The organism is Pseudomonas sp. Emmai (genome assembly GCF_055179735.1).
Genome location: NZ_CM143685.1, coordinates 4716119 through 4738055, shown reverse-complemented (window position 1 = coordinate 4738055; position 21937 = coordinate 4716119). Strand labels below are relative to the sequence as shown.

Sequence of the window (21937 nt, the reverse complement as noted above, 5' to 3'; positions counted from 1 at the left end):
CGCTCCTACACATAAATCAGCCCCGATCCCTGTAGGAGCAAAGCTTGCTCGCGAAGGTGTCAGGCCTGGCACACCGCGTCATCGTTCATCGCGAGCAAGCTTTGCTCTTACAGGGTCATGGGATAAACCGATACCCAACCCCCGTCTCCGTCACCAGATGCCTTGGCTGCGAAGGATCCACCTCGACCTTCTTCCTCAACCCTCCCATAAACACCCGCAGATACGGCGTATCCGTCGTATGCGACGGCCCCCACACCGCTTTCAACAGTTGCAAATGGGTCAACACCCGATTCGGATGCGAGCAAAGGTGTACCAGCAGCCGATACTCCAGCGGCGTCAAATGCAGCGGTGCGCCGGAGCGTTCCACTACCCGACGTTCGATGTCGATGCGTACCTCGCCAAAGCTCAGCACTGAACTGTTATCGGCCTCTTTCGCCTGCCGGCGTAGCAAGGCGCGCACTCGGGCGAGCAATTCGCCGGTGCCAAACGGCTTCACCAGGTAATCGTCAGCGCCGGTGTCCAGGGCGAGGATTTTGTCCGATTCGGCGCCTCGGGCGGACAGCACGATGATGGGGACCGGCGACCAGCTGCGCACGTCGCGGATCAGGTCGATGCCGTCGCCATCGGGCAGGCCGAGGTCGAGGATGATCAGGTCCGGGCGGCGGGTGCCGGCGTCGATGAGACCGCGGTGGAAGGTGTCGGCTTCATGTACGTCCAGGCCTTCGGCTTGCAGGGCCATGCGCACGAAGCGGCGGATTTCCTTTTCGTCCTCGATGATCAGGACGTGGGGCACAGAGTCGGTCATGGCTGTTCCTCGTCAGTCTGCGGGGCGAAGGATTCGATAACGGGCGGGGTTTCGCGGGGCAGGCGCAGCGTGAAGCGCGCGCCGCCTTCGGGCCGGGTGGCGCCGACGATGGTGCCGTCATGGACCTGGGCGATGGCCCGGCAGATGGCCAAACCCAGGCCGACGCCGGGGATGGCGCTTTCCTTTTTGCCGCGCATGAATTTGCTGAAGATCGCTTCTTCGTGACCCTGGGGCAGGCCCGGGCCTTCGTCGGCGACCCACACTTCGATCGTATCGGGCGTGGCCGAGGCGCCCAGGTTGATAGTGGTGGCGGGCGGGGTGTATTTGACGGCGTTTTCGATCAGGTTGATCAGGATGCGCTCGATCAGCACCGCGTCGATCCTTACCGGCGGCAAGTCATCCTCCAGGGCGACGTGCACGGTTCGCCCGCCGAGGATCGGCTGCACGGCACGCAAGGCACTGCCGACCACGTCTTCCACCGGTTGCCACTGCCGATTCAACACCACTTTGCCGGACTCCAGTCGCGCCATGTCCAGCAGGTTGTTGACCAGGGTGTTCATGCGCAGCGCCGATTCACCCACCGCCGTGGCAATCTCGGCCGCTTCGCCGGTCAGCGGTGGCTGGGTCAGTTTGAGCGCTTCGGCGAGGCCGACCATCACCGACAGCGGCGTGCGCAAATCATGGGAAATCGCCGACAGCAGCGAGTTGCGCAAGCGCTCGGATTCCATTTGCACGGTCGTGTCCTGAGCCACGTTGATGTAGTGAATCCGTTCGAGGGAAATGGCCAGCAACGACGCGCAGGTATCGAGTAAACGCCGCTGTTCCGGCACCACCAACCGCGTCGTGTCCCGGGGCTGCACGGCGAGGATGCCGCGCACGCGCATCGGCGCCGACAACGGCAGGTACAGCGTGGTGCTGGAGGGCAGGGTATCGGTGCCGTAACCGGCCGGTTCGGTTTTATCGAATGACCACTGGGCAATCGCCAGATCGACTTGCGGGGCATCGCCGGTGACCATCGGCGCCAGCAATTTGTTGTTGTCATCGGCCACCAGCAACGCCGAGCGGGCGCCGAATTCGGCGGACAGAAACTGCGCGCTGATCTCGGCCACCTGTTCGGTGATCAGCGCGGCGGACAGCAGACGCGACATGTCATACAGCGCGCGCATGCGGTCTTCGCGCCGTTGCGCCACCCGTGCCTGGTACGTCAGGCCGGCGGTCATCTGCCCGATCACCAACGCCACCACCAGCATCACAACGAAGGTCACCAGGTACTGCACATCGGCAAACGCGAAGGAAAAACGCGGCGAGACAAAGAAAAAATCAAAGGCGCCGACGGACATGAACGCCGCCATCACCGCCGGGCCACGACCGAAGCGCACGGCGACGGCGACCACCGCCAGCAGGAACAGCATGACGATGTTGGCCTGTTCAAGAACGTTCGCCAGCGGCAAGGCGATCAGCGTTGTCGCTGCGCAGATCCCGGCGCTCCACAGATACGTCGACCACAGAATCGGACTTTCGCGGGTTTCAGGCTTGCTTTCCGGGCGCTGGCTGGAGGCAGGCAACGACACTTGAATCACATCCAGATCCGCGCCCAGCGCACCAATCCGATCCGCCAGCACCTGGCGCCAAAACTTACGCCGTGGACGTTCGTCACGTCCCAGCACCACCTTGGACAGATTGTGCATGCGCGCATATTTCACCAGCGTTTCGGCAATGTCCTGACCCGCCAGGGTCGAGATCTGCGCGCCCATGTCCTGGGCCAGTTTCAAAGTCGCCAGCACCCGACGACGCTTGGCCTCGGGCAGGCGCTGCAAGGCCGGGGTTTCGACAAACACCGCATGCCACGGCACGTTCAATTGCGCGGCCAGGCGCGCCGTCGAACGCACGGTTTTCTCCGCCTGTTCATGGGGCCCGATGCAGGCGAGTAGCGAGTCGCGGGTGCCCCACACCGGTTTCACCGCGCTGCTTTGGCGGTACTGCAACATGTCGCTGTCGACCCGGTCGGCGGTGCGCCGCAGCGCCAGTTCCCGCAGGGCGATCAGGTTGCCTTTACGAAAGAAATTCTGCACCGCGCGCTCGGCCTGTTGCGCGAGGTAGACCTTGCCTTCCTTCAAGCGCTGCAACAGATCGTCGGGCGGCAAGTCGACGATCACCACCTCGTCGGCAGTATCGAATACATGGTCGGGCACGGTTTCCCACACCCGAATACCGGTGATGCCACCGACGATATCGTTGAGGCTTTCCAGGTGCTGGACGTTCATGGTCGACCAGACATCGATCCCGGCGCTGAGCAGTTCTTCCACGTCCTGCCAGCGTTTCGGATGCCGCGAGCCGACGGCATTGGAGTGGGCGAGTTCGTCGATCAGGATCAGCCCCGGCGCGCGGGCGAGGGCGGCGTCGAGGTCGAATTCGCTGACGGTGCGCTGCTTATCGATGACCCGTTTGAGCGGCAGCACTTCGAGGCCTTCAATCAGCGCCTGGGTTTCGGCGCGACCGTGGGTTTCGATCACACCGATCAGCACCTTGATGGCTTGCGACTGCGCGGTATGGGCGGCGGCGAGCATGGCGTAGGTCTTGCCGACCCCGGCACTGGCGCCAAAGAAAATCTTCAGCCGACCGCGTTTGGCTTGCGCTTCCTCTTCGCGAATCCGGGCCAGTAGCTGGTCCGGGTCAGGACGTTGTTCGGCCATCACCCTCACCGTGTGTGAGTTGCCGCTCAGTGGGCGGCGTCGAGCGCCAGGTTCAGGGCCAGCACGTTGACCCGAGGCTCGCCGAGGAACCCGAGCAGCGTGCCTTGAGCATACGCGCCGATCAGTTGCCGGACCTTCTCCACCGGCACGTTACGCACCCGCGCCACCCGCCCGGCCTGATACAACGCGGCGGCCACGCTGATCTGCGGATCAAGACCACTGGCGGAACTGTAGACCAGGTCGGCGGGCACCGTGGCGTTGTTGCCGGGATCGGCCGCGTGCAGCGCCTCGATCCGGCCCTTGACCGCGTCCATCAGCGCCGGGTTCAGCGGGCCGAGGTTCGAGCCACTGGAGGCTTGTGCGTTATAGGGCATGGGGCTGGTGGCAGACGGGCGGCTCCAGAAATACTTCGGATCGCTGAAGCCCTGGCCGATCAACAGCGAACCGACGGTTTTGCCGTCGCGCTCGATCAGGCTGCCGGCCGCCTGATGGGGAAACACCAACCGCGCGATGCCGGTCGTCACCAACGGATAAGCCAGGCCGGTGAGCAGTGAAAAGACAATCAACAGGGTCAACGCCGGACGTAACTGAGTGCTCATGACAAAGCTCCCTCAAACCAGACCGACAGCGGCCAGGGCCATGTCGATGATTTTGATGCCGATGAATGGAACGATGACCCCGCCCAGCCCGTAGATCAGCAGGTTGCGCCGCAACAGCAGGGCGGCGCCGACCGGACGGTATTTCACGCCTTTGAGTGCCAGCGGGATCAGGAAAATGATGATCAGCGCATTGAAAATCACCGCCGACAACACCGCCGAATTGGGGCTGGTCAGGCCCATGATGTTCAGCGCCGCCAGGGATGGATAGGTGGTGACGAACGCCGCCGGCACGATGGCGAAATACTTGGCCACGTCGTTGGCAATCGAGAACGTGGTCAGCGAGCCCCGGGTCATCAGCATTTGTTTACCGGTTTCCACCACTTCGATGAGCTTGGTCGGGTTGCTGTCCAGATCGACCATGTTCCCGGCTTCCTTCGCCGCTTGGGTTCCCGAGTTCATCGCCACCGCGACATCGGCCTGGGCCAGCGCCGGGGCGTCGTTGGTGCCGTCGCCGGTCATCGCCACCAGGCGACCTTCGGCCTGGTAGCGGCGGATCAGCTCGAGTTTCTGTTCCGGTGTGGCTTCGGCCAGAAAGTCATCAACCCCGGCTTCGGCGGCGATGGCGGCGGCAGTGACGCGGTTGTCGCCGGTGACCATCACGGTCTTGATCCCCATGCGGCGCAGTTCGACGAAACGTTCCTTGATCCCGCCCTTGACGATGTCCTTGAGCTCGATCACGCCCAGCACTTTGGCGCCATCAGCTACCACCAGTGGCGTGCTGCCCCGGCGCGCGACGTCTTCGACGATGGTTTGCACGGCGTCGGGGAAATGGCCGCCGAGACTTTGCACATGGCGCAGGATCGCTTCACCGGCGCCTTTGCGCAGTTGGCGCGTGCCCATATCGACGCCGCTCATGCGGGTCTGGGCGGAGAAGTGCACGAAGTGGGCGTCGAGTGCGCCGATGTCCCGTTCGCGCAGGTTGAAGCGTTGTTTAGCCAGCACCACGATGCTGCGGCCTTCGGGGGTTTCGTCGGCGAGGGAGGCGAGTTGCGCTGCATCCACCAGATCCGCTTCCTTGATCCCCGGCGCCGGTAAAAACGCCGAGGCGTGGCGGTTGCCGAGGGTGATGGTGCCGGTCTTGTCCAGGAGCAGAACGTCGACGTCACCGGCCGCTTCCACGGCGCGGCCGGAGGTGGCGATGACATTGGCTTCCATCATGCGGCTCATGCCCGCCACGCCGACCGCCGACAGCAGGCCGGCGATGGTGGTGGGGATCAGGCACACCAGCAGTGAAATCAGCACGGTGATGGACACTGGTGTCCCGGCCTGGGCCACCGAGACCCCGAACAGGGAGAAGGGCAACAGCGTCACGGTCACGCCGAGGAACACGATGGTCAGCGCCACCAAGAGGATGGAGAGGGCGATTTCATTCGGGGTCTTTTGCCGTTTGGCGTTCTCGACCATGGCGATCATGCGGTCAACGAAGGTTTCGCCGGGGTTGGTGGTGACGCGCATGACGATCCAGTCCGAGAGCACGCGGGTGCCGCCGGTCACGGCCGAAAAGTCGCCGCCACATTCGCGAATCACCGGCGCCGACTCACCGGTGATCGCCGACTCGTCCACCGAGGCCGCGCCTTCGATCACTTCGCCGTCAGCGGGGATGATCGAGTCGCCGAGGTCGCCGGCCTCGACCACCACCACATCGCCTTTGCACAGACCGCTCGATTGCGCCAATTGCCACTCGGCGCCGTAGTGCGGCTCGCGCAGTTTTTTGGCCCAGGTTTCCTTTTTCAGGTCGCGCAACGAGGCGGCCTGAGCCTTGCTGCGACCTTCGGCCAGGGCTTCGGCAAAGTTGGCGAACAGCACGGTGAACCACAGCCACAAGGCAATCGCCAGGATAAACCCGGCGCTGGCCTCGCCCTGGCCACGCAGGGCCTGAACCCACAGGGCGCTGGTGATGATCGCGCCGATGTAGACGACGAACATCACCGGGTTGCGCCACTGGATTCTGGGGCTGAGTTTGCGCACCGATTCGACGAGGGCCGGGGTAATGAGTTTAGGGTCGAACAAGGAGAACGCTTGGCGGGTCATGGTCGTGGTCTCACTTGATCAGGTTGAGGTGTTCGACGACGGGCCCGAGCGCGAGCGCCGGCACGTAGTTCAGCAAACCGACCAGCAACACCGTGCCGATCAGCAGCGCCACGAACAACATGCCGTGGGTCGGCATGGTGCCGCCGGTGACCGCCAGGCGTTTCTTCGCCGCCAGGCTGCCAGCGATGGCGAGCACCGGGACGATCACGCCGAAGCGGCCAAACCAGGCTACGATCGCCAGCATCGTGTTGTAGAACGGCGTGTTGGCCGACAACCCGGCGAAGGCGCTGCCGTTGTTGTTGGCGGCCGAGGAGAAGGCGTAGAGGATTTCCGAAAACCCGTGGGCGCCCGGGTTGGCGATCCCCAGTCGACCGGCCTCGGCCATGACCGCGATGGCGGTGCCGAACAGCACCAGCAACGGCGTCACCAGAATCGCGATGGCGACCATTTTCATCTCGTAGGCTTCGATCTTTTTGCCCAAATATTCAGGTGTGCGGCCAATCATCAAACCGGCGATAAACACCGCGAGAATTGCGAACACCAACATTCCGTACAGCCCCGAGCCGGTGCCGCCGAACACCACTTCACCCAGTTGCATCAGCACCAGCGGCACCGCACCGCCCAAGGGCGTAAACGAGTCGTGCATGGCGTTGACCGCTCCACAGGACGCGGCGGTGGTCACGGCGGCGAACAGGCTGGAGGCGCTGATGCCGAAGCGCAGTTCCTTGCCCTCCATATTGCCCGCCGCTGTGTCGATGCCCAGCGCGGAAAACTGCGGATTGCCCAGTTGTTCGTAGTGGGTGACGGCGATCACCGCGACCACGAAGATGATCGTCATCGTCGCCAGCAACGCCCAGCCTTGGCGGATGTCACCGACGATGTGGCCGAATACGAAGCACAGCGCGGTCGGGATCAGGAAGATCGCGATCAGTTGCAGGAAATTGGTCAGCGCGGTGGGGTTCTCAAACGGATGCGCCGAGTTGGCATTGAAGAAGCCGCCGCCGTTGGTGCCGAGTATCTTGATCGCTTCTTGCGAGGCGACCGGGCCCATGGCGATGGTTTGCTTGTCGGTGCTGGCAGCCACGGTGACGGGGCTGCCCTGGGCGTCAAGTTTCGGTTGGCCGGCGTCGTTGAGTACTGGCGCCTGGTACTGCATGACTTCCAGCGTCGAGACGTCCTTATAGGGGGCAAGATTCTGGATCGCACCTTGGCTGACCAAGAACAACGCGAAGATCAGCGACAGCGGCAGCAGCACCCACAATGTGATGCGGGTCAGGTCAGCCCAGGCATTGCCAATGCTGTTGGCGCTGTGGCGGGCGAAGCCGCGAATCAGCGCCACCGCCACGACGATGCCGGTGGCGGCGGAGAGGAAGTTCTGCACGGTCAGCGCGAGCATTTGCGTCAGGTAGCTCATGGTCGATTCGCCGCCATAACCTTGCCAGTCGGTGTTGGTGACGAAACTGGCGGCGGTGTTGAACGAAGAGTCTGGCGTCACGGCGCCGAAGCCTTGGGGGTTGAACGGCAGCACGCCTTGCAAGCGTTGCAGCGCGTAAACAACCAGCAATCCCAGGGCGTTGAACAGGATCAGGGCGAGGGCATATTGCAGCCAACTCATCTGCGCTTCGGGCGTGACCCCGGCCAGGCGATACAGCGGCGATTCAATCCGCGCGCCGAGGGCAAACCGACCCTCCATCACCGTGGTCAGCCAGCGTCCGAGGGGCCAGGCCAACAGACCCAGCACCAGCAAAAAAGCGCCGAGGAGGATCCAGGCTTGCGTGGTCATAGGAAGTCCTCCGGAAAGAACAGCGCGGCGACCAGGTACACCAGCAACCCGGCCGCGATGATGCCGCCGAACAGATAGAAACCGGTCATGACCGCCTCCTGTTGAGCGCCGCGCAGCCACGGGCCAGACCGATCAGGCTGACGAAAAGCAGCGCACCGAGTACCACAAAGATAAAGTCCATGGCGTTTCCTCCTGCATTGAGGAAAAGCCTAGAGGGATGGTTGGTAAGTTGTTATCAGGATTGGGGGCGGGGGGATAAAGAGCTTATAAAGACGTGCGGGAGGAGCTGTTTTTTGCAGGCGTGGGAGGACTTTTGTGGTCAAGGAATGTGTTTGTGGCCAAGGGAGGCTTTTGTGGCGAGGGGGCTTGCCCCCGTTGGGTCGCGAAGCGGCTCCTTACTATTTTTCAGGCTAACCGAGTCGCCTGGTTATACGACTGCTTCGCAGCCGAACGGGGGCAAGCCCCCTCGCCACAAAAGCCGCTCGCCACAGAAGCTGTGTTGCGGGCTACAACAGCGGCTCGGCACACACCTCCCGAATACACCCCCGCAACCAGCGATGCGCCGGGTCGGCATCGAGCCGGGGGTGCCAGAGCAGGGACACGGTGATCGGCGGGATGGCAACCGGAAGGGCGAAACTGTGCAGGCCGGCACGCAGGCTGGCGGTATGGCGTTCCGGCACGCTGGCGATCAGGTCGCAGGAGCGAACCAGCGCCAGTGCGGTAGAGAAACCGCCGACGACGGTGACAATCTCGCGCTCCAGCCCTAGCGCAGCCAAGGCGTCATCAATCGCCGTCGGCCCTTTCTCCGGGCCCCGTCGCGACACGCCGATGTGCCGGCCAGCCGCATACCGGGCCGGGGTCATGTCGCCCTGGCTTAGCGGATGCTCCAGGCGTACTACGCCAATAAAACGGTCGCGGAACAACGCCTGCGCTCGCAGCTCCGGCGCCATCGACGTTCCGACCACGCCGGTTTCCATGTCCACCGTCCCATCGCGCAAGGGTGTGCTGTCCTTGTTCGGTTTCTGCACGAACAGCAACCGCACCCCCGGCGCTTCTTCGCTGATGCGAGCCAGCAGGTCCGGGCCGAACGTCTCCACAAAACCGTCACTGGTGCGCACGGTGAAGGTGCGCACCAATTGCTGCAGATTGAGCTGCTCGACGGGGCGCAGGATCGCTTCGGCGTCTTGCACCAGTTGACTGACCCGTTCGCGCAATTCGAGCGCGCGGGGCGTGGGCACGAGACCGCGGCCGGCCCGGACCAGCAGCGGATCGCCGGTGGTTTCACGCAAGCGCGCCAGCGCCCGGCTCATCGCCGACGGGCTTAGCCGCAGTCGCTTGGCGGCGCGCGTGACACTGCCTTCTGCGAGCAGAACATCCAGGGTGATAAGCAAGTTGAGATCGGGCATCGACATGTGGCGACGTTAGCACGGGATATGGCGTCTGGTGCACAAGTAATGTGCAAACGGTGCGTCTTCCGCCTTGTCAGGACGGGCCGTACGCTGTGGACATCCAGCCAAGGAGCTCACCTTCATGACCCACCCCGATCAGACCCTCGCCGCCAGTGCACAACGGACACCTTCGGTGCGTTGGGTGCTCGCCAGCCTGTCGTTGTCGATGCTGTTGTCATCGCTGGGCACCAGCATCGCCAATGTTGGTTTGCCGGCGTTAGCCGAAGTGTTCGGCGCGTCCTTTCAGGCCGTGCAGTGGATCGTCCTCGCCTATCTGCTCGCCATCACCACCTTGATCGTCAGCGTCGGACGGCTCGGCGACCTTATCGGCCGTCGCCGCTTGCTGCTGACGGGCATCGTTCTGTTCACGCTGGCTTGCGCCGCGTGCGGCCTGGCGCCGTCGCTCTGGCTGCTGATTGGCGCCAGGGCGGTGCAGGGCCTTGGCGCGGCGATCATGATGGCGCTGTCCATGGCGTTTATCGGTGAGGTGGTGCCGAAGGAAAGGACCGGTAGTGCCATGGGCTTGCTGGGGACGATGTCGGCGATTGGCACCGCGCTTGGTCCATCCCTGGGCGGCGTGCTGATCGCCGGGTTCGGCTGGCAGGCGATATTCCTGATCAACGTGCCGCTGGGGATTCTGACGTTCTCGCTCGCCTGGCTGTATCTGCCAGCCGATCGCCGAGAGCCGAAGCGTGGTGGTTTCGACCCTGTGGGCACGTTGCTGCTGGCGTTGACGCTGGCTGCCTACGCCCTCGCCATGACCCTGGGCCGGGGCAGTTTTGGTGTGCTCAATGTGGCGCTGCTGTGCGGGGCTGTTTTGGGCACCGGCCTCTTCGTGTTCGTCGAGTCGACGGTGGATTCGCCGTTGATCCGTTTGGCGATGTTCCGCGATGCATCGCTGAGCGGGAGCCTCGCCACCAACGTGTTGGTGTCGACGGTGATGATGGCAACGCTGGTGGTCGGGCCGTTCTACCTTTCCCGTGGGCTTGGACTCAACCTGGCCGTGGTCGGTGTGGTGATGTCGATCGGTCCGGTCATCTCCGCGTTGAGTGGCTTGCCGGCGGGGCGGGTGGTTGACCGGTTCGGCGCGTCGGGCATGGTCATCCTCGGGCTGGTCGCCATGGCGGCGGGTTCAATTGCGCTGTCCGTGTTGCCGGCGTGGTTCGGTCTGGCAGGCTACGTGACGGCCATCATCATCCTGACCCCGGGTTATCAGCTGTTCCAGGCCGCCAACAACACCGTGGTGATGCTGGACGTACCGTCGGAGCAGCGCGGCGTGATGTCCGGCCTGCTCAGCTTGTCGCGCAATCTCGGGTTGATCACCGGTGCCTCGGTGATCGGTGCCGTGTTTGCCTTCGCTTCGGCGACGACCGACCTGACGACGGCCGCCCCCGAAGCCGTCGCTGCCGGTCTGCGGATGACGTTTGCGGTGGCCGCCGCGCTGATGGTCGTCGCGCTCGCCATTGCATTGGCCAGTCGCGGACGCCGGGCCTGATCAGCCCCAGGTTTTGCCGAGCGCCTCCAGACCGGCCTTTTGCAGATCCTGCGGGCTCATGGCGATGCGGAATTTGCAGCTGGCCTGGAAGTTGAGAAAGAACGGTTCGGAGAAACGCGGGATGTCGGAGGCGTCCTGCACGTCGATCAGCAAAATCCCGCCGCGCTTGCCGTCCTGTTCAGTGAAGTAGACCGTTTCGGGTTTAAGGCTTTCCAGCACGCGCCCGATGATTTCACCGACTTTGCCGGCGCGCACCAGCGTGTTGAAAGGTTCAGGTGGGAACTCGACCGTCAGTAGCATTTTCATGATGGGGTACTCGGTTGAAGTGGCTGCTCCTTATCAAGATCCCGGCTCCGGATTGCTCTGTGTGGTTAAGGATAGTTAAGCCGCAGGGCGCCCTTGGGCAGGGTTACGGACGGTCATCACACCGCTCGCCTCGATTGACGGATATTTTGTTGTGCGATACAACTAAATAACTGTTTCCCAGGAGGTGTGCGCCGTGACCGATTCCAACCTGATCCACCACGTTCGTTCGGCGTCGCGCCTGATGGTGCGAGAGTTGGGTTTTATGCAGGCGACCCTGGCGGCGACCGACTATCCGCCGTCCTCCGTGCACACCCTAGTGGAACTGGGCAACCGCGAATCGCTGACCGCCGTGGAACTGGTGGCGCTGCTCGGCCTGGAAAAATCCAGCGTCAGCCGCATGGTGCGCAAGCTCATCGAGGCCGGCGAGATCGAAGAAGTGCCGAATGAGCAGGACGCACGTTCGAAAAAACTGCAACTCACGGACCAGGGCCGCCAGACCTTGCGCGCGGTGGATGCCTTCGCCAACCAACGGGTCGGTGCCGCCATGACGCACTTGAGCCCGGCGCAACAACAGGCCGTCAGTGAAGGCCTGGGCCATTACGCTGTAGCCCTGCAATCCCAACGCCTGGGCACCGAACCGCCCAAGGTGACGTTGCAGATTGCTCGGGGCTACCGTCCCGGCATCATCGGCCGCATCGTCGAAATGCATGCCTGCTACTACGCCAAAGTCGCGAACTTCGGTCAGCCGTTCGAAAGCCTGGTCGCCTCCGACATGGCCGAATTGATGGGGCGTCTGCACAACCCGCGCAATGAGGTGTGGGCGGCGCTGGACGGCGAACGCATCGTCGGTTCGATTGCCATCGATGGTGAAGGCGAAGAGGGGGGCGCGGTGCTGCGTTGTTTCATTCTGGATGACAGCGCGCGGGGCCAAGGCGCCGGGAAGCGCTTGCTGGCTGAAGCCATGCGGTTTTGTGACGAATGCGGTTTTACGGCAACGCGGCTGTGGACGTTCAAAGGTCTGGATGCGGCGCGCAAGCTGTATGAAGACGTGGGGTTCACGTTGGAGCAGGAGCAGGAAGGGGAGCACTGGGGTGGGCGGATTACCGGGCAATGGTTTGTTCGACCAGGGCCGGGCAATCCGCCAACCTGAATTAAACCCGGGAGCTAAACGCTCCCAGGTATGTCGGTGCAATCAGCGGCGATCCAGCCACACCGTCTGCGCGTTGCAGAACTCCCGCACACCGAAGTGCGACAGCTCACGGCCAAAGCCGCTTTTCTTCACGCCGCCGAAGGTGACGCGCGGGTCACTGGCGCAGTAGCCATTGATGAACACGCCGCCGGTTTCCAGCTCGTCGGCCATCTGTTTGGCGAGATCGAGATTGCGCGTGTAGATCGTCGACGCCAGGCCGAACTCGCTGTCATTGGCCAGCGCCACGGCATGCTCGGCATCCCGGGCGGTAATGATCGAGGCGACCGGGCCAAACAGTTCCTGTTTGAACGAGGTCATCTGGTCGGTGACGTTACTGAACACGGTCGGCTCATAAAAGTTGCCAGGGCCTTCAGCCTTTTGGCCGCCCAGCAGCAAGGTCGCGCCTTCTTCCAGGGTGTCGCGGACTTGCTGGTCCAGCTCATCGCGCAGATCAAAACGGGCCATGGGGCCGATGTAAGTGGCGCTGGACTGCGGATCGCCGACCACCAGTTGGCGCGTCGCCTCGACAAACTTGCGGGTGAATTCTTCGACAACGCCTTGCTCGACGATCAAGCGCTTGGCCGCCGCGCAGACTTGCCCGGTGTTCTGGTAGCGGCCAATCACGGCGGCTTTGACGGCGTCGTCGAGGTCGGCGTCGTTGAGCACAATAAACGGATCGGAACCGCCCAGTTCCAGCACACACTTCTTCAGGGCGGCACCGGCCTGGGCGCCGATGGCCATGCCGGCGCGCACGCTGCCGGTGAGGGTGACGGCGGCGATGCGTGGATCTTTGATCGCCGTGGAAACACCCTCCGGCGTGACGTTGATCACTTCAAACACACCGTCGGCGAAACCGGCGCGTTGGAACGCGTCGCGCAGCAGATAAGCGCTACCCATGACGTTGGGCGCGTGTTTCAGCACGTAGGTGTTGCCGGCGATCAGCGCTGGAACGGCGCCACGCAGCACCTGCCAGATCGGGAAGTTCCACGGCATCACGGCCAGAATCGGCCCCAGCGGACGGTATTCAATGCGCGCCTTGCCACCTTCAACCAGCGTCGGCTCGGCACTGAGCATGGCGGGGCCGTGTTCGGCGTACCACTCGCACAATTGCGCACATTTTTCGATTTCACCCCGGGCCTGGGTGGTGGGCTTGCCCATTTCCAGGGTGATCATGTGTGCCAGGTTTTGCGCGTCATCGCGCAGGGCTTGAGCCAGGGCGATCAGCGATTGCGCGCGCTGTTCGACCGGCGTGCGGCGCCAGGCCTTGAACCCGGCGGCGGCGCGGGCAAGGGCGGCGTCCAGTGCCGCGGCGGATTCGAAAAGGTAGTGACCGATCTGCTCGCCCGTGGCGGGGTTGATCGAAATCGCATGGGTGTGACTGGAAACCTGGGTCATGGCACCGTCCTGCTGGGTGGGGATGCGCTCAGGTTACGGCGGTGGTAGTTTTCTGGAAACTGAATAATACTGAGCGCAACGTTCACGTTTGGAGAATGACTTGGATCTGGTCCAGCTCGAAATTTTCAAGGCCGTCGCCGAGCACGGCAGCATCAGCGCGGCGGCCCAGCACATCCACCGGGTGCCGTCGAACCTGACCACGCGGATCAAGCAACTGGAGCAGGATCTGGGGGTTGACCTGTTTATCCGCGAGAAAAGCCGCTTGCGCCTGTCGCCGGCCGGCTGGAGTTTTCTCGACTACGCCCGGCGCATCCTCGACCTGGTCCAGGAAGCCCGGGCCACGGTGGCCGGTGAAGAGCCGCAAGGGTCTTTCCCGCTGGGTTCGCTGGAGAGCACCGCAGCGGTGCGGATTCCCGAGTTGCTGGCCGCCTACAACCAGAAGCACGCCAAGGTTGAGCTGGACCTGTCCACTGGTCCTTCGGGGACCATGATCGACGGGGTGCTTTCGGGGCGATTGGCCGCCGCATTCGTCGATGGCCCGGTGCTGCACCCGGCGCTGGAAGGCGTGCCGGCGTTCGAGGAAGAGATGGTGGTGATCGCACCGCTCAACCATGCGCCGATCCACCGCGCGCGGGACGTCAACGGCGAAAACATCTATGCGTTTCGCTCCAATTGTTCGTACCGCCACCACTTCGAAAGCTGGTTCAACCAGGATGCTTCGGTGCCCGGCAAGATCTTCGAGATGGAGTCCTATCACGGCATGCTCGCCTGCGTCAGCGCCGGGGCCGGGCTGGCGCTGATGCCCCGCAGCATGCTCGACAGCATGCCCGGCTGCACCACCGTGAGTATCTGGCCGCTGTCGGAATCCTTCCGTTATTTGCGCACCTGGCTGGTGTGGCGTCGCGGCACGGTGTCGCAAAGCCTGACCATGTTTGTGCGTTTGCTGGAGGAGCGAGGTGTGGTCCAGTCAGCCATTTGAAAGGGAAGTTGCAGCGGCGATACCAATTTGCCACTACGTCCGTTAGAGTATGCGCCGCTCGGGAGACGGATCCCGGCTTCTTCTAATGGAGTTACACCGTGAATTACCTCAGTAAAGTGGTTGCCGTTGTTTTGTTCGGTCTGGTTTTGGCAGGTTGCACCGGCACCGCGATGAAGACCCAGCACTATGACAGCAGCCAATACACTGTCCTGGGCCACAGCGAAGCGACCGCCACTGGCATGCTGTTGCTCGGTTGCATCCCGATCAAGCAGAACAACCGTTTCGTTCGCGCACAAGACGCGGCGATCAAGGCCAAGGGCGGCGACGCCATGATCAACACCCAGGTGCAGGAAAACTGGTTCTGGGCCTACGTCCTGACCGGTTACACCACCAAGGTTTCGGGTGATGTGATCAAGCTGAACAACGTTCAGTAAGCACAGTGCCTCGCCGCTTGGCGAGGGTGCTTGAAACGTGAAAAAGCCCGGTTCAGCCGGGCTTTTTAGTCTGTGGCGTTTGGCGGGGCATGCCATCAGGGCCAGGATCGATACGCCATGAAAAAGCCCGCACAAGGCGGGCTTTGGAAGTTGAGTAGGTGGCCGGTGCTGGTCTCCGGCTTACGAGATTTATCAGGCCTCTCACAGCGACGTTTTGTGCGTCACTGCCTCACACGGCATAAGGGCTGGATCTCAGCGCGGAGATCTTTCTAACCGTGTACCCTTCGGAGCGCGCCCCACGCGTTCTCGCTATCCTCTTGCGCATCAGTCTGCGTCTTCACCTACCACTTCAGAATAGCCCATCACCTGATGCCCGGCGCGGGCGTTTTAGATCGATTGTGCCCAAGCGAAAGCGCCGCAGGACAGAAAAACGCTAATCGGGGTTTGCGACATCCGTATGGAGTCAAGTAGTATACGTTTCATATGCATTTCATATCGGGTGGATTTGTGGGAATCGTCAAAATTTCAGAAGACATGCATGAGAATCTGCGCGTCGCCAGCAATGCGCTGAGCCGCTCGATCAACGCTCAGGCCGAGCACTGGATGCGCATCGGGATGCTCGCCGAGCTGCATCCCGACCTGGACCACAACGCCATCTGCCGTTTGCTGATCCGTGCCGAACAGGCCGGCGGTCTCGATTTGCAACAGGTGTGTGCACTCGCCGAAGCGTCGCCAGCCGTCGCAGGAGCCGTGCAATGAATCGTGCAGTGAAAGCAGGTGTCCCGATCAATTCCCCGGCACAAATCGCCCAGTCCGGCATCGCCGGCAAACTGGCGGCCGAAGTGCTGGCGATGATCACGCCGCACATCAAGGCGGGGGTCACCACCGACGACATCGACCGGATGTGTCACGACTACATCGTCAACGTGCAAAAAGCCATTCCCGGCAACGTCGGCTATCACGGCTTTCCGAAAACCGTGTGTGCCTCGGTCAACGAAGTGGTGTGTCACGGCATTCCGTCGCCCCAGGTGCTGAAGGACGGCGACATCGTCAATATCGACATTGCCGTGGTCAAGGATGGCTGGTACGGCGACACCAGCCGCATGTACTTCGTCGGCGAACCGAGCCCGGAGGCGCGCCGCCTGGTGCAGACCACCTATGAAGCGATGTGCGCCGGCATCCGCGTGGTGCGCCCCGGCGCGACCCTGGGCGACATCGGCCACGCGATCCAGAGTGTCGCCGAGCGCGACGGTTACAGCGTGGTGCGCGAGTACTGCGGGCATGGCATCGGCAAGGTCTACCACGATGAACCGCAGGTCCTGCACTACGGCTATCCGGGCCAGGGCCTGAAGCTGAAAACCGGGATGATCTTCACCATCGAACCGATGCTCAACGCCGGCAAACGCCACGTGAAAACCCTGGCGGACGCCTGGACGGTGGTGACCAAGGATCTGTCGCTGTCGGCGCAGTGGGAGCACATGGTGGCGGTGACGGATGACGGCTTCGAAGTGCTGACCGCTTGGCCGGATCAGGTTGAAGGCTATCCGGCACCCTGAACAACAGGCAAAAAAAAGCCGCCGGTTAAGGCAGCCATAAAAAAAGCACGCGGTGTATGACCTGAGTATTGACGCCCTCAGGTTACAGAATGATGACGTTTAATAGACTTGCGGCACGATCAGTTCCGGTGGCGTCGGGTTGCGCGAGTAATCTTCCTGGCGCACCCGTTGCGGCAGCTGGATCGTCGGCTGTTCGACCTCTTCATAGGGCATTTGCCCAAGCAGGTGGTTGATGCAGTTGAGACGGGCCTTTTTCTTGTCGTCGGCTTGCACCACCCACCACGGCGCCTCGCTGATGTGGGTGCGTTCAAGCATGATCTCCTTGGCCTTGGTATAGGCTTCCCAGCGCCGGCGGGACTCCAGGTCCATGGGGCTGAGTTTCCATTGCTTGAGCGGGTCGTGGATGCGGCTGAGAAAGCGCAGGTTCTGTTCCTGGTCGGAAATCGAAAACCAGTATTTGATCAACTGAATGCCGGAACGGGCGAGCATCCGTTCGAACTCCGGCACCGTGCGGAAAAACTCTTCGTACTGATCGTCATTGCAAAACCCCATGACTTTTTCGACCCCGGCGCGGTTGTACCAGCTGCGGTCGAACAGCACGATTTCGCCGGCTGCCGGCAGGTGCGAGACGTAGCGCTGGAAGTACCACTGGGTTTGTTCGCGGTCATTCGGGGCGGGCAGGGCGGCGACGCGGCAGACCCGAGGGTTGAGGCGCTGGGTGATGCGCTTGATCACACCGCCCTTACCGGCGGCATCGCGGCCTTCGAACAGAATCACCACCTTGGCCCCGGTCTTGACCACCCAGCTTTGCAGCTTCACCAGCTCGCCTTGCAGGCGGAACAATTCGCTGAAATAGCGGCGTCTCTCTTCCTTTTCGCTACCTTCGTCGACGTGACCGTCAAACAGCTCATCGAGGTTGTGGCCGTCCTCCAGCAGTTCCAGTTCCAGCTCTTCGTCGCTGTGATCGAGCAGCTCGCGGTGGATTCGCTGTATCAGGGTGTCGTTGTTCGCAAGCATGGTGGGACGCTCCCGTGGAAGAGGAAGATGGCGTGGGCGATGGTATTCCGGGAGATATGACGAAGTCGTGACGAAACAGCCGTAGGACTTTGCGCAGGCGCTGTCATCTTCGTGTCACCTAGGCCATGGCAAGCTCTTCACAAACCGTCTTCCAGGCTCCGATGGCGGGCCGATGAATCTGCCAGGAATTCCTACCATGAAAGGTGACGCCTCTCTGTTTGCGGCCATTGACCTGGGGTCGAATGCGTTTCGCATGATGATTGGCCAGTCGGTCAAACGGAACCAGCGGTTCGTCATCCAGGAAGTGAAAACCCTGCGTGAACCGGTGCGGCTGGCCGAGGGATTCCAGGGTGGGGCGCTCGATGAGCTGGCGCTGGATCGCGGTTGGCAGGCGCTCGCGCGATTTGGCAAGAAGCTGCGTGGCTTTGAGTCGTGCCGGGTACGGGCCGTGGCCACCAGCGCGGTGCGCGAAGCCGATAATGCGCAGCTGTTCCTGGCCAGCGCCGAGCGGCACCTGGGGTTTCGGATTGACGTGATCACCGGGCAGGAAGAGGCACAACTGGTGTACGCCGGTGTGGCCCACACGCTGCCGGGTGCAGAGAGTCAGCGGCTGGTGGTGGACATTGGCGGCGGCTCCACTGAGTTGATTCTGGGCCGGGGCACTCAGCCACTGATCACCGAGAGCATTGCCATCGGCAGCGGCACCTTCGGCTCGCGCTACTTTCATGGCGGTCGCATCACCGCCCAGGCTCTGCTGGAGGCCGAACGCGTGGCCTCGCTGCAATTCGAAAAAGTCGCCCGGCGTTATCGCGCATTGGGGTGGCAGCAGACCATCGGCTCGTCCGGCACCGCGCGGATGCTGGCCAAAGTGCTCAAGGCCAACGGCTTGAACGACGATGACCAGAGCGGCATCACCTACGGCGGGTTGCTGCGCCTGTCGCTGCGTCTGCTCGAAGTCGGGCACGTCAAACAACTCAAGCTGGCCGGGCTGCAACCCCATCGACTGAGCATCTTGCCCGGCGGCCTGGTGGTCATGCTGGCGGCGTTCAAGGTGTTTGGCATCTCGCACATGACACAGTCCGAGCCGGGGTTACGGTTCGGGGTGATGCATGGCTTGATGAGTCAGCATTGATCACGCGGGGCGAATCGAACTCACTTCAGAGCCAGTCGAATAGTCCGTTCGCGTGTTGCCCAGGCGGTCGCGGAAGGTGAAGTGACTGAGGATCAGGCACAGCGCGAGGCCCAACATATCGGCGACAAAGTTCTGGTAGGCGGCGCTGAACGGGATGCCGTTCTCCCGCGGGTCAACGTACATCTCGTTGTACGCCGAGAGGAACACCACGATGATCAATCCGCCCCAGGGACTCCACGGGATGCCGGTTTTCAGCGCATGGAAATTGTCTCGCGGGGACTGCTTGAAAAACCGCGTCGGAATCGTCACGTAGCCCAACAGCAGTGCGGCGCACAAGCCGTACAGGAAGTGGCAGACGTTGTAGCTCCAGACGATGATGTTGAACGCGTTGAGCTGCACCAGCCAGAACGTGATGAAGATCGCCAGGCACAGCAGAAGCGGGGTGTGGGTCGAGCGTTGGGTGAACAGCATTGAAGCTTCCTTGAGGTGGATTGATCCTTGGTGGCAATGCTACCGGAGTCTTGCTTCATTGATCGCGGCTAAATACAGCTGGCGGTATGCGTCCACCAGTTGATCCAGGGTGAACGCGAGGTTTCGTCCACTCGGATTCGGCAGAATCCACACCGCCGCGCCGCCAAAGGTCTTGGGCTGCAACCCCCAAGCAATCTCCCGTTGGCCAGTTAACGCGCCATACGCGGCCTTGCCGAGAAACGCCACGAAGCGCGGTGCATAACGCGTGATCTTCTGTTCGAAGTCCGCGGCGACAGCGCTGAATTCCTTTAACGACAGTTGATCGGCGCGCGCCGTCGGGCGGTCAACCACGGCGGTTAATCCACAGTGATACTGCAAGATCGTCCGATCATTTTCCGGGTGCACCTGCTCCGGGGTAAAACCGGCGAGATGCAGCGTGCGCCAGAAGCGATTGCCCCGGCCGGCAAAATGATGACCCTGGGCCGCCGCCATCATCCCCGGATTGATGCCGCAGAAAATCACGGCGAGTTGCTCGGCCAGAATGTCTTCGAGTCCCACCTTAAAAGCCCCTCATCCGCACATGACGCTGACCGCATTGCGCGCCAGTTCCGTCAATTCAGCCCGGGATTTGCCCGCTCGCGCGCGTATCGAAATGCTGTGCAGCAGGGATGACGCGAGGACCGCCAGGGCCGCCGGGTCGGCATCGGCTTTCAATTCGCCGGCAGTGACTGCCGTTTGCAGACGCGCCTCAAGATCGGCATCCAGCCGGCTCAGCCGATCGGACAGCACGTCGCGTATTTCCTGATCCTCGACCGCTTCGGTGGTGGCCGTGCCAATCGCAAAACAGCCTCGCGGTTGGCCCTCGCCGGAAAAGTAGATCGATAACTGGCCCTCATAAAAGCGCATCAACGCTTCGCGCAAGGTGAGTGAGTTGTCTGTCAGCGCCTCGTGCATGGCGGCGGCGGCAAATTCCCAATATTGCTCAAGTGCCTTGATGTACAGCGCGTGCTTGTCGCCGAACGCGGCATAGAGGCTGGGGCGATTCATGCCCGCCGCCGTGGCGATGCTGTCCAGGGACGCGCCGGAATAACCGGTATTCCAGAACACCCCGAGCGCCTGTTGCAGCGCAGTCTGCGGGTCATATGCGCGAGGGCGGCCACGACCTTTTCCCTCGGTAATCTTTTTTTGTGCCATGTCGTATAAAACTCTTGATGAATGATGGGCTCGCCGATATTCTTACATCATCGCACAAAAATAAGGAACCAAAAATTCCTTGGCTTGAAGGTTTGTTGAAGCGGAGCTCGAACAGGGTGTTGCGGCGACGAAACAGGCGCGGTGGAGCGATCCTCCCGGCCGCGCACGGTATGGCTGTTGATGTGGATGCTGTCCCCAATTTCCCGGTTACAGGTGTATTCGATCATGACCAAACAGTTCGATCTCTCAGCGTCACCCGCCGTCGAGCATCCAGGGCCGGACGCGCCCATCAGCAAGCCGCTCAAAGAGAAACTGCGACCTTGGCTGATAATCGGTGTGCCGGTCATTTTCGCCGCCGTCGGCTATGCCCATTACGTCGCGGGCGAGTCCTTTGTTTCGACTGACAACGCTTATGCCCGGGTGGCCAAGGCCTCGATCAATGCGCGAATTTCCGGGCAAGTGGTGGACATCGCGGTCGAGGACAACCAGTCGGTTCGCAAGGGCCAGGTGCTGTTTCGGATCGACCCGAAACCCCTGCAGATCGCGGTTGACCGTGCCCAGGCACAGCTGAGCATGGCGCGGCTGCGCATCGATGGACTCAAGGCCAGTTACCGCCAGCAACAGGCTGAGCTGCAATCGGCCAAAGAGTCGGCGGATTTCGACCAAAAGGAATTTGCCCGCAAGAAAGCGCTGGTCGCGACCGAGTTCGTCTCTCGGGCCATTTACGAGCGCGCCGACACCGACCTCAAAGTGTCCCGGCAACGTATCGCGTCGATCGAACAACAGATCGCCAGTACCGTCGTCGCGCTGAACGGTGATCCCAACATCGATGCCGACAACCACCCGACAGTGCATGAAGCCAGGGCGCAGCTCGACGAAGCACAGCTCTACCTTTCCTACGCCACGGTGTATGCGCCGGACGATGGCATCGTTGCCAAGGTCGACGATTTGCAGGTGGGCAACTACGTCAACAACGGCGCGCCAGCCTTTGCGCTGCTGTCCGACCGTCAGGTCTGGGTCGAGGCCAATTTCCGCGAAACGGAGGTGACGCACATGCGCCCCGGCCAGGAAGCCACGATCCGTATCGATACCTACCCGGATCACCTGTTCAAAGCCCACGTCACCAGCATGAGCCCCGGCGCCGGCGCGGACTTCGCCTTGCTGCCGCCGGAAAACGCGACCGGCAACTGGGTCAAGGTCGTTCAGCGCGTACCGGTGCGACTGGAACTCGATGAGGTGGATCCGGCGCTGCCGCTGTTCTCCGGCACCAGCGCTACGGTCAAGGTCGATACCGGGTTTCGCACGCCTTGGTGGCATCCGCTCAAATCGTTGCTGACGGCGGGGTGATGG

21 protein-coding genes are annotated in these 21937 nt (G+C 62.3%); 8 read left to right on the top strand and 13 right to left on the bottom strand.

Going from position 1 to position 21937, the window contains the following annotated elements; genetic code table 11:
- Window positions 1-115: 115 nt before the first annotated feature.
- From ACY4LX_RS21850 to ACY4LX_RS21820, 7 genes are all read right to left on the bottom strand, one after another.
- A complete protein-coding gene (locus ACY4LX_RS21850; protein WP_463257820.1) occupies window positions 116-805 on the bottom strand; it encodes a response regulator in 690 nt (229 codons plus the stop codon).
- The gene (kdpD, locus tag ACY4LX_RS21845) at window positions 802-3498 is read right to left on the bottom strand and encodes a two-component system sensor histidine kinase KdpD (RefSeq protein ID WP_463257819.1); all 2697 of its coding nucleotides are present in this window, start codon (window positions 3496-3498) and stop codon (window positions 802-804) included. Before kdpD ends, ACY4LX_RS21850 begins: the two co-directional genes overlap by 4 nt.
- Before the next feature lie 26 nt (window positions 3499-3524).
- Window positions 3525-4097: a potassium-transporting ATPase subunit KdpC gene (kdpC, locus tag ACY4LX_RS21840; RefSeq protein WP_149659830.1), complete on the bottom strand. Its 573-nt coding sequence runs from the start codon at window positions 4095-4097 to the stop codon at window positions 3525-3527.
- A 12-nt stretch (window positions 4098-4109) separates the two neighbouring features.
- The gene (gene kdpB / locus ACY4LX_RS21835) at window positions 4110-6188 is read right to left on the bottom strand and encodes a potassium-transporting ATPase subunit KdpB (RefSeq protein WP_463257818.1); all 2079 of its coding nucleotides are present in this window, start codon (window positions 6186-6188) and stop codon (window positions 4110-4112) included.
- 10 nt (window positions 6189-6198) lie between these two features.
- Window positions 6199-7971: a potassium-transporting ATPase subunit KdpA gene (gene kdpA, locus ACY4LX_RS21830; protein ID WP_463257817.1), complete on the bottom strand. Its 1773-nt coding sequence runs from the start codon at window positions 7969-7971 to the stop codon at window positions 6199-6201.
- Entirely contained in the window at window positions 7968-8060 is a 93-nt protein-coding gene (gene kdpF, locus ACY4LX_RS21825; RefSeq protein ID WP_123402870.1) for a K(+)-transporting ATPase subunit F, read from the bottom strand. The genes kdpA and kdpF overlap by 4 nt, the downstream gene beginning before the upstream one ends.
- 417 nt (window positions 8061-8477) lie before the next feature.
- Window positions 8478-9383, bottom strand: a complete 906-nt coding sequence (locus ACY4LX_RS21820) for a LysR family transcriptional regulator (RefSeq protein WP_463257816.1) — start codon at window positions 9381-9383, stop codon at window positions 8478-8480.
- 118 nt (window positions 9384-9501) lie between these two features.
- Here ACY4LX_RS21820 and ACY4LX_RS21815 point away from each other — a divergent pair, with 118 nt between their 5' ends.
- Window positions 9502-10914: an MFS transporter gene (locus ACY4LX_RS21815; RefSeq protein WP_463257815.1), complete on the top strand. Its 1413-nt coding sequence runs from the start codon at window positions 9502-9504 to the stop codon at window positions 10912-10914.
- On the opposite strand, the gene ACY4LX_RS21810 is transcribed toward ACY4LX_RS21815, so the two are convergent.
- Complete coding sequence (locus ACY4LX_RS21810) at window positions 10915-11220, bottom strand: panthothenate synthetase (RefSeq protein WP_463257814.1); 306 nt, start codon at window positions 11218-11220, stop codon at window positions 10915-10917.
- A gap of 241 nt (window positions 11221-11461) precedes the next feature.
- On the opposite strand from ACY4LX_RS21810, the gene ACY4LX_RS21805 reads away from it, so the two are divergent.
- A complete protein-coding gene (locus ACY4LX_RS21805; RefSeq protein ID WP_463260629.1) occupies window positions 11462-12370 on the top strand; it encodes a GNAT family N-acetyltransferase in 909 nt (302 codons plus the stop codon).
- A 42-nt stretch (window positions 12371-12412) separates the two neighbouring features.
- On the opposite strand, the gene ACY4LX_RS21800 is transcribed toward ACY4LX_RS21805, so the two are convergent.
- The gene (locus ACY4LX_RS21800) at window positions 12413-13804 is read right to left on the bottom strand and encodes an aldehyde dehydrogenase family protein (protein WP_463257813.1); all 1392 of its coding nucleotides are present in this window, start codon (window positions 13802-13804) and stop codon (window positions 12413-12415) included.
- A gap of 100 nt (window positions 13805-13904) precedes the next feature.
- Here ACY4LX_RS21800 and ptrR point away from each other — a divergent pair, with 100 nt between their 5' ends.
- The 4 genes from ptrR to map all read left to right on the top strand — a co-directional run bounded on the left by ptrR (window position 13905) and on the right by map (window position 16773).
- Window positions 13905-14783 carry a putrescine utilization regulator PtrR gene (ptrR, locus tag ACY4LX_RS21795; RefSeq protein ID WP_463257812.1) on the top strand — a complete coding sequence of 293 codons (879 nt, stop codon included), beginning with the start codon at window positions 13905-13907 and terminating at the stop codon, window positions 14781-14783.
- Window positions 14784-14881: 98 nt separating this feature from the next.
- Window positions 14882-15217, top strand: a complete 336-nt coding sequence (locus ACY4LX_RS21790; protein ID WP_149659822.1) for a hypothetical protein — start codon at window positions 14882-14884, stop codon at window positions 15215-15217.
- Window positions 15218-15724: 507 nt separating this feature from the next.
- On the top strand, window positions 15725-15976 hold the full coding sequence (locus ACY4LX_RS21785; RefSeq protein WP_149659821.1) for a ParD-like family protein: 252 nt from the start codon (window positions 15725-15727) through the stop codon (window positions 15974-15976).
- Window positions 15973-16773 carry a type I methionyl aminopeptidase gene (map, locus tag ACY4LX_RS21780; RefSeq protein WP_463257811.1) on the top strand — a complete coding sequence of 267 codons (801 nt, stop codon included), beginning with the start codon at window positions 15973-15975 and terminating at the stop codon, window positions 16771-16773. The genes ACY4LX_RS21785 and map overlap by 4 nt, the downstream gene beginning before the upstream one ends.
- Window positions 16774-16872: 99 nt before the next feature.
- Here the strand turns inward: map and ppk2 are convergent, their stop codons facing one another.
- Window positions 16873-17790: a polyphosphate kinase 2 gene (gene ppk2 / locus ACY4LX_RS21775; RefSeq protein WP_149659820.1), complete on the bottom strand. Its 918-nt coding sequence runs from the start codon at window positions 17788-17790 to the stop codon at window positions 16873-16875.
- Between the two features lie 196 nt (window positions 17791-17986).
- On the opposite strand from ppk2, the gene ACY4LX_RS21770 reads away from it, so the two are divergent.
- Window positions 17987-18922: a Ppx/GppA phosphatase family protein gene (locus ACY4LX_RS21770; RefSeq protein ID WP_463257810.1), complete on the top strand. Its 936-nt coding sequence runs from the start codon at window positions 17987-17989 to the stop codon at window positions 18920-18922.
- Here ACY4LX_RS21770 and ACY4LX_RS21765 read toward each other — a convergent pair whose 3' ends face one another.
- From ACY4LX_RS21765 to ACY4LX_RS21755, 3 genes are read right to left on the bottom strand one after another with little or no spacing between them, the layout of a single operon-like run.
- Window positions 18923-19393, bottom strand: coding sequence for a hypothetical protein (locus ACY4LX_RS21765; protein WP_463257809.1), 471 nt, complete (start codon window positions 19391-19393; stop codon window positions 18923-18925).
- A gap of 39 nt (window positions 19394-19432) precedes the next feature.
- Window positions 19433-19951 (bottom strand): G/U mismatch-specific DNA glycosylase, encoded by a 519-nt coding sequence (mug, locus tag ACY4LX_RS21760; RefSeq protein ID WP_463257808.1) that lies wholly within the window; start codon window positions 19949-19951, stop codon window positions 19433-19435.
- Window positions 19952-19963: 12 nt separating this feature from the next.
- The gene (locus ACY4LX_RS21755) at window positions 19964-20587 is read right to left on the bottom strand and encodes a TetR/AcrR family transcriptional regulator (RefSeq protein WP_463257807.1); all 624 of its coding nucleotides are present in this window, start codon (window positions 20585-20587) and stop codon (window positions 19964-19966) included.
- Between the two features lie 225 nt (window positions 20588-20812).
- On the opposite strand from ACY4LX_RS21755, the gene ACY4LX_RS21750 reads away from it, so the two are divergent.
- A complete protein-coding gene (locus ACY4LX_RS21750) occupies window positions 20813-21934 on the top strand; it encodes an HlyD family secretion protein (protein WP_149659815.1) in 1122 nt (373 codons plus the stop codon).
- Window positions 21935-21937 lie beyond the last annotated feature (3 nt).

Excerpts from the sequence above, each read along its gene's own strand:
- ACY4LX_RS21850 (WP_463257820.1), bottom strand. The coding sequence starts at position 805 with ATGACCGACTCTGTGCCCCACGTCCTGATCATCGAGGACGAAAAGGAA.
- kdpD (WP_463257819.1), bottom strand. The coding sequence starts at position 3,498 with ATGGCCGAACAACGTCCTGACCCGGACCAGCTACTGGCCCGGATTCGC.
- kdpC (WP_149659830.1), bottom strand. The coding sequence starts at position 4,097 with ATGAGCACTCAGTTACGTCCGGCGTTGACCCTGTTGATTGTCTTTTCA.
- kdpB (WP_463257818.1), bottom strand. The coding sequence starts at position 6,188 with ATGACCCGCCAAGCGTTCTCCTTGTTCGACCCTAAACTCATTACCCCG.
- kdpA (WP_463257817.1), bottom strand. The coding sequence starts at position 7,971 with ATGACCACGCAAGCCTGGATCCTCCTCGGCGCTTTTTTGCTGGTGCTG.
- kdpF (WP_123402870.1), bottom strand. The coding sequence starts at position 8,060 with ATGACCGGTTTCTATCTGTTCGGCGGCATCATCGCGGCCGGGTTGCTG.
- ACY4LX_RS21820 (WP_463257816.1), bottom strand. The coding sequence starts at position 9,383 with ATGTCGATGCCCGATCTCAACTTGCTTATCACCCTGGATGTTCTGCTC.
- ACY4LX_RS21815 (WP_463257815.1), top strand. The coding sequence starts at position 9,502 with ATGACCCACCCCGATCAGACCCTCGCCGCCAGTGCACAACGGACACCT.
- ACY4LX_RS21810 (WP_463257814.1), bottom strand. The coding sequence starts at position 11,220 with ATGAAAATGCTACTGACGGTCGAGTTCCCACCTGAACCTTTCAACACG.
- ACY4LX_RS21805 (WP_463260629.1), top strand. The coding sequence starts at position 11,462 with ATGGTGCGAGAGTTGGGTTTTATGCAGGCGACCCTGGCGGCGACCGAC.
- ACY4LX_RS21800 (WP_463257813.1), bottom strand. The coding sequence starts at position 13,804 with ATGACCCAGGTTTCCAGTCACACCCATGCGATTTCGATCAACCCCGCC.
- map (WP_463257811.1), top strand. The coding sequence starts at position 15,973 with ATGAATCGTGCAGTGAAAGCAGGTGTCCCGATCAATTCCCCGGCACAA.
- ppk2 (WP_149659820.1), bottom strand. The coding sequence starts at position 17,790 with ATGCTTGCGAACAACGACACCCTGATACAGCGAATCCACCGCGAGCTG.
- ACY4LX_RS21770 (WP_463257810.1), top strand. The coding sequence starts at position 17,987 with ATGAAAGGTGACGCCTCTCTGTTTGCGGCCATTGACCTGGGGTCGAAT.
- ACY4LX_RS21765 (WP_463257809.1), bottom strand. The coding sequence starts at position 19,393 with ATGCTGTTCACCCAACGCTCGACCCACACCCCGCTTCTGCTGTGCCTG.
- ACY4LX_RS21755 (WP_463257807.1), bottom strand. The coding sequence starts at position 20,587 with ATGGCACAAAAAAAGATTACCGAGGGAAAAGGTCGTGGCCGCCCTCGC.
- ACY4LX_RS21750 (WP_149659815.1), top strand. The coding sequence starts at position 20,813 with ATGACCAAACAGTTCGATCTCTCAGCGTCACCCGCCGTCGAGCATCCA.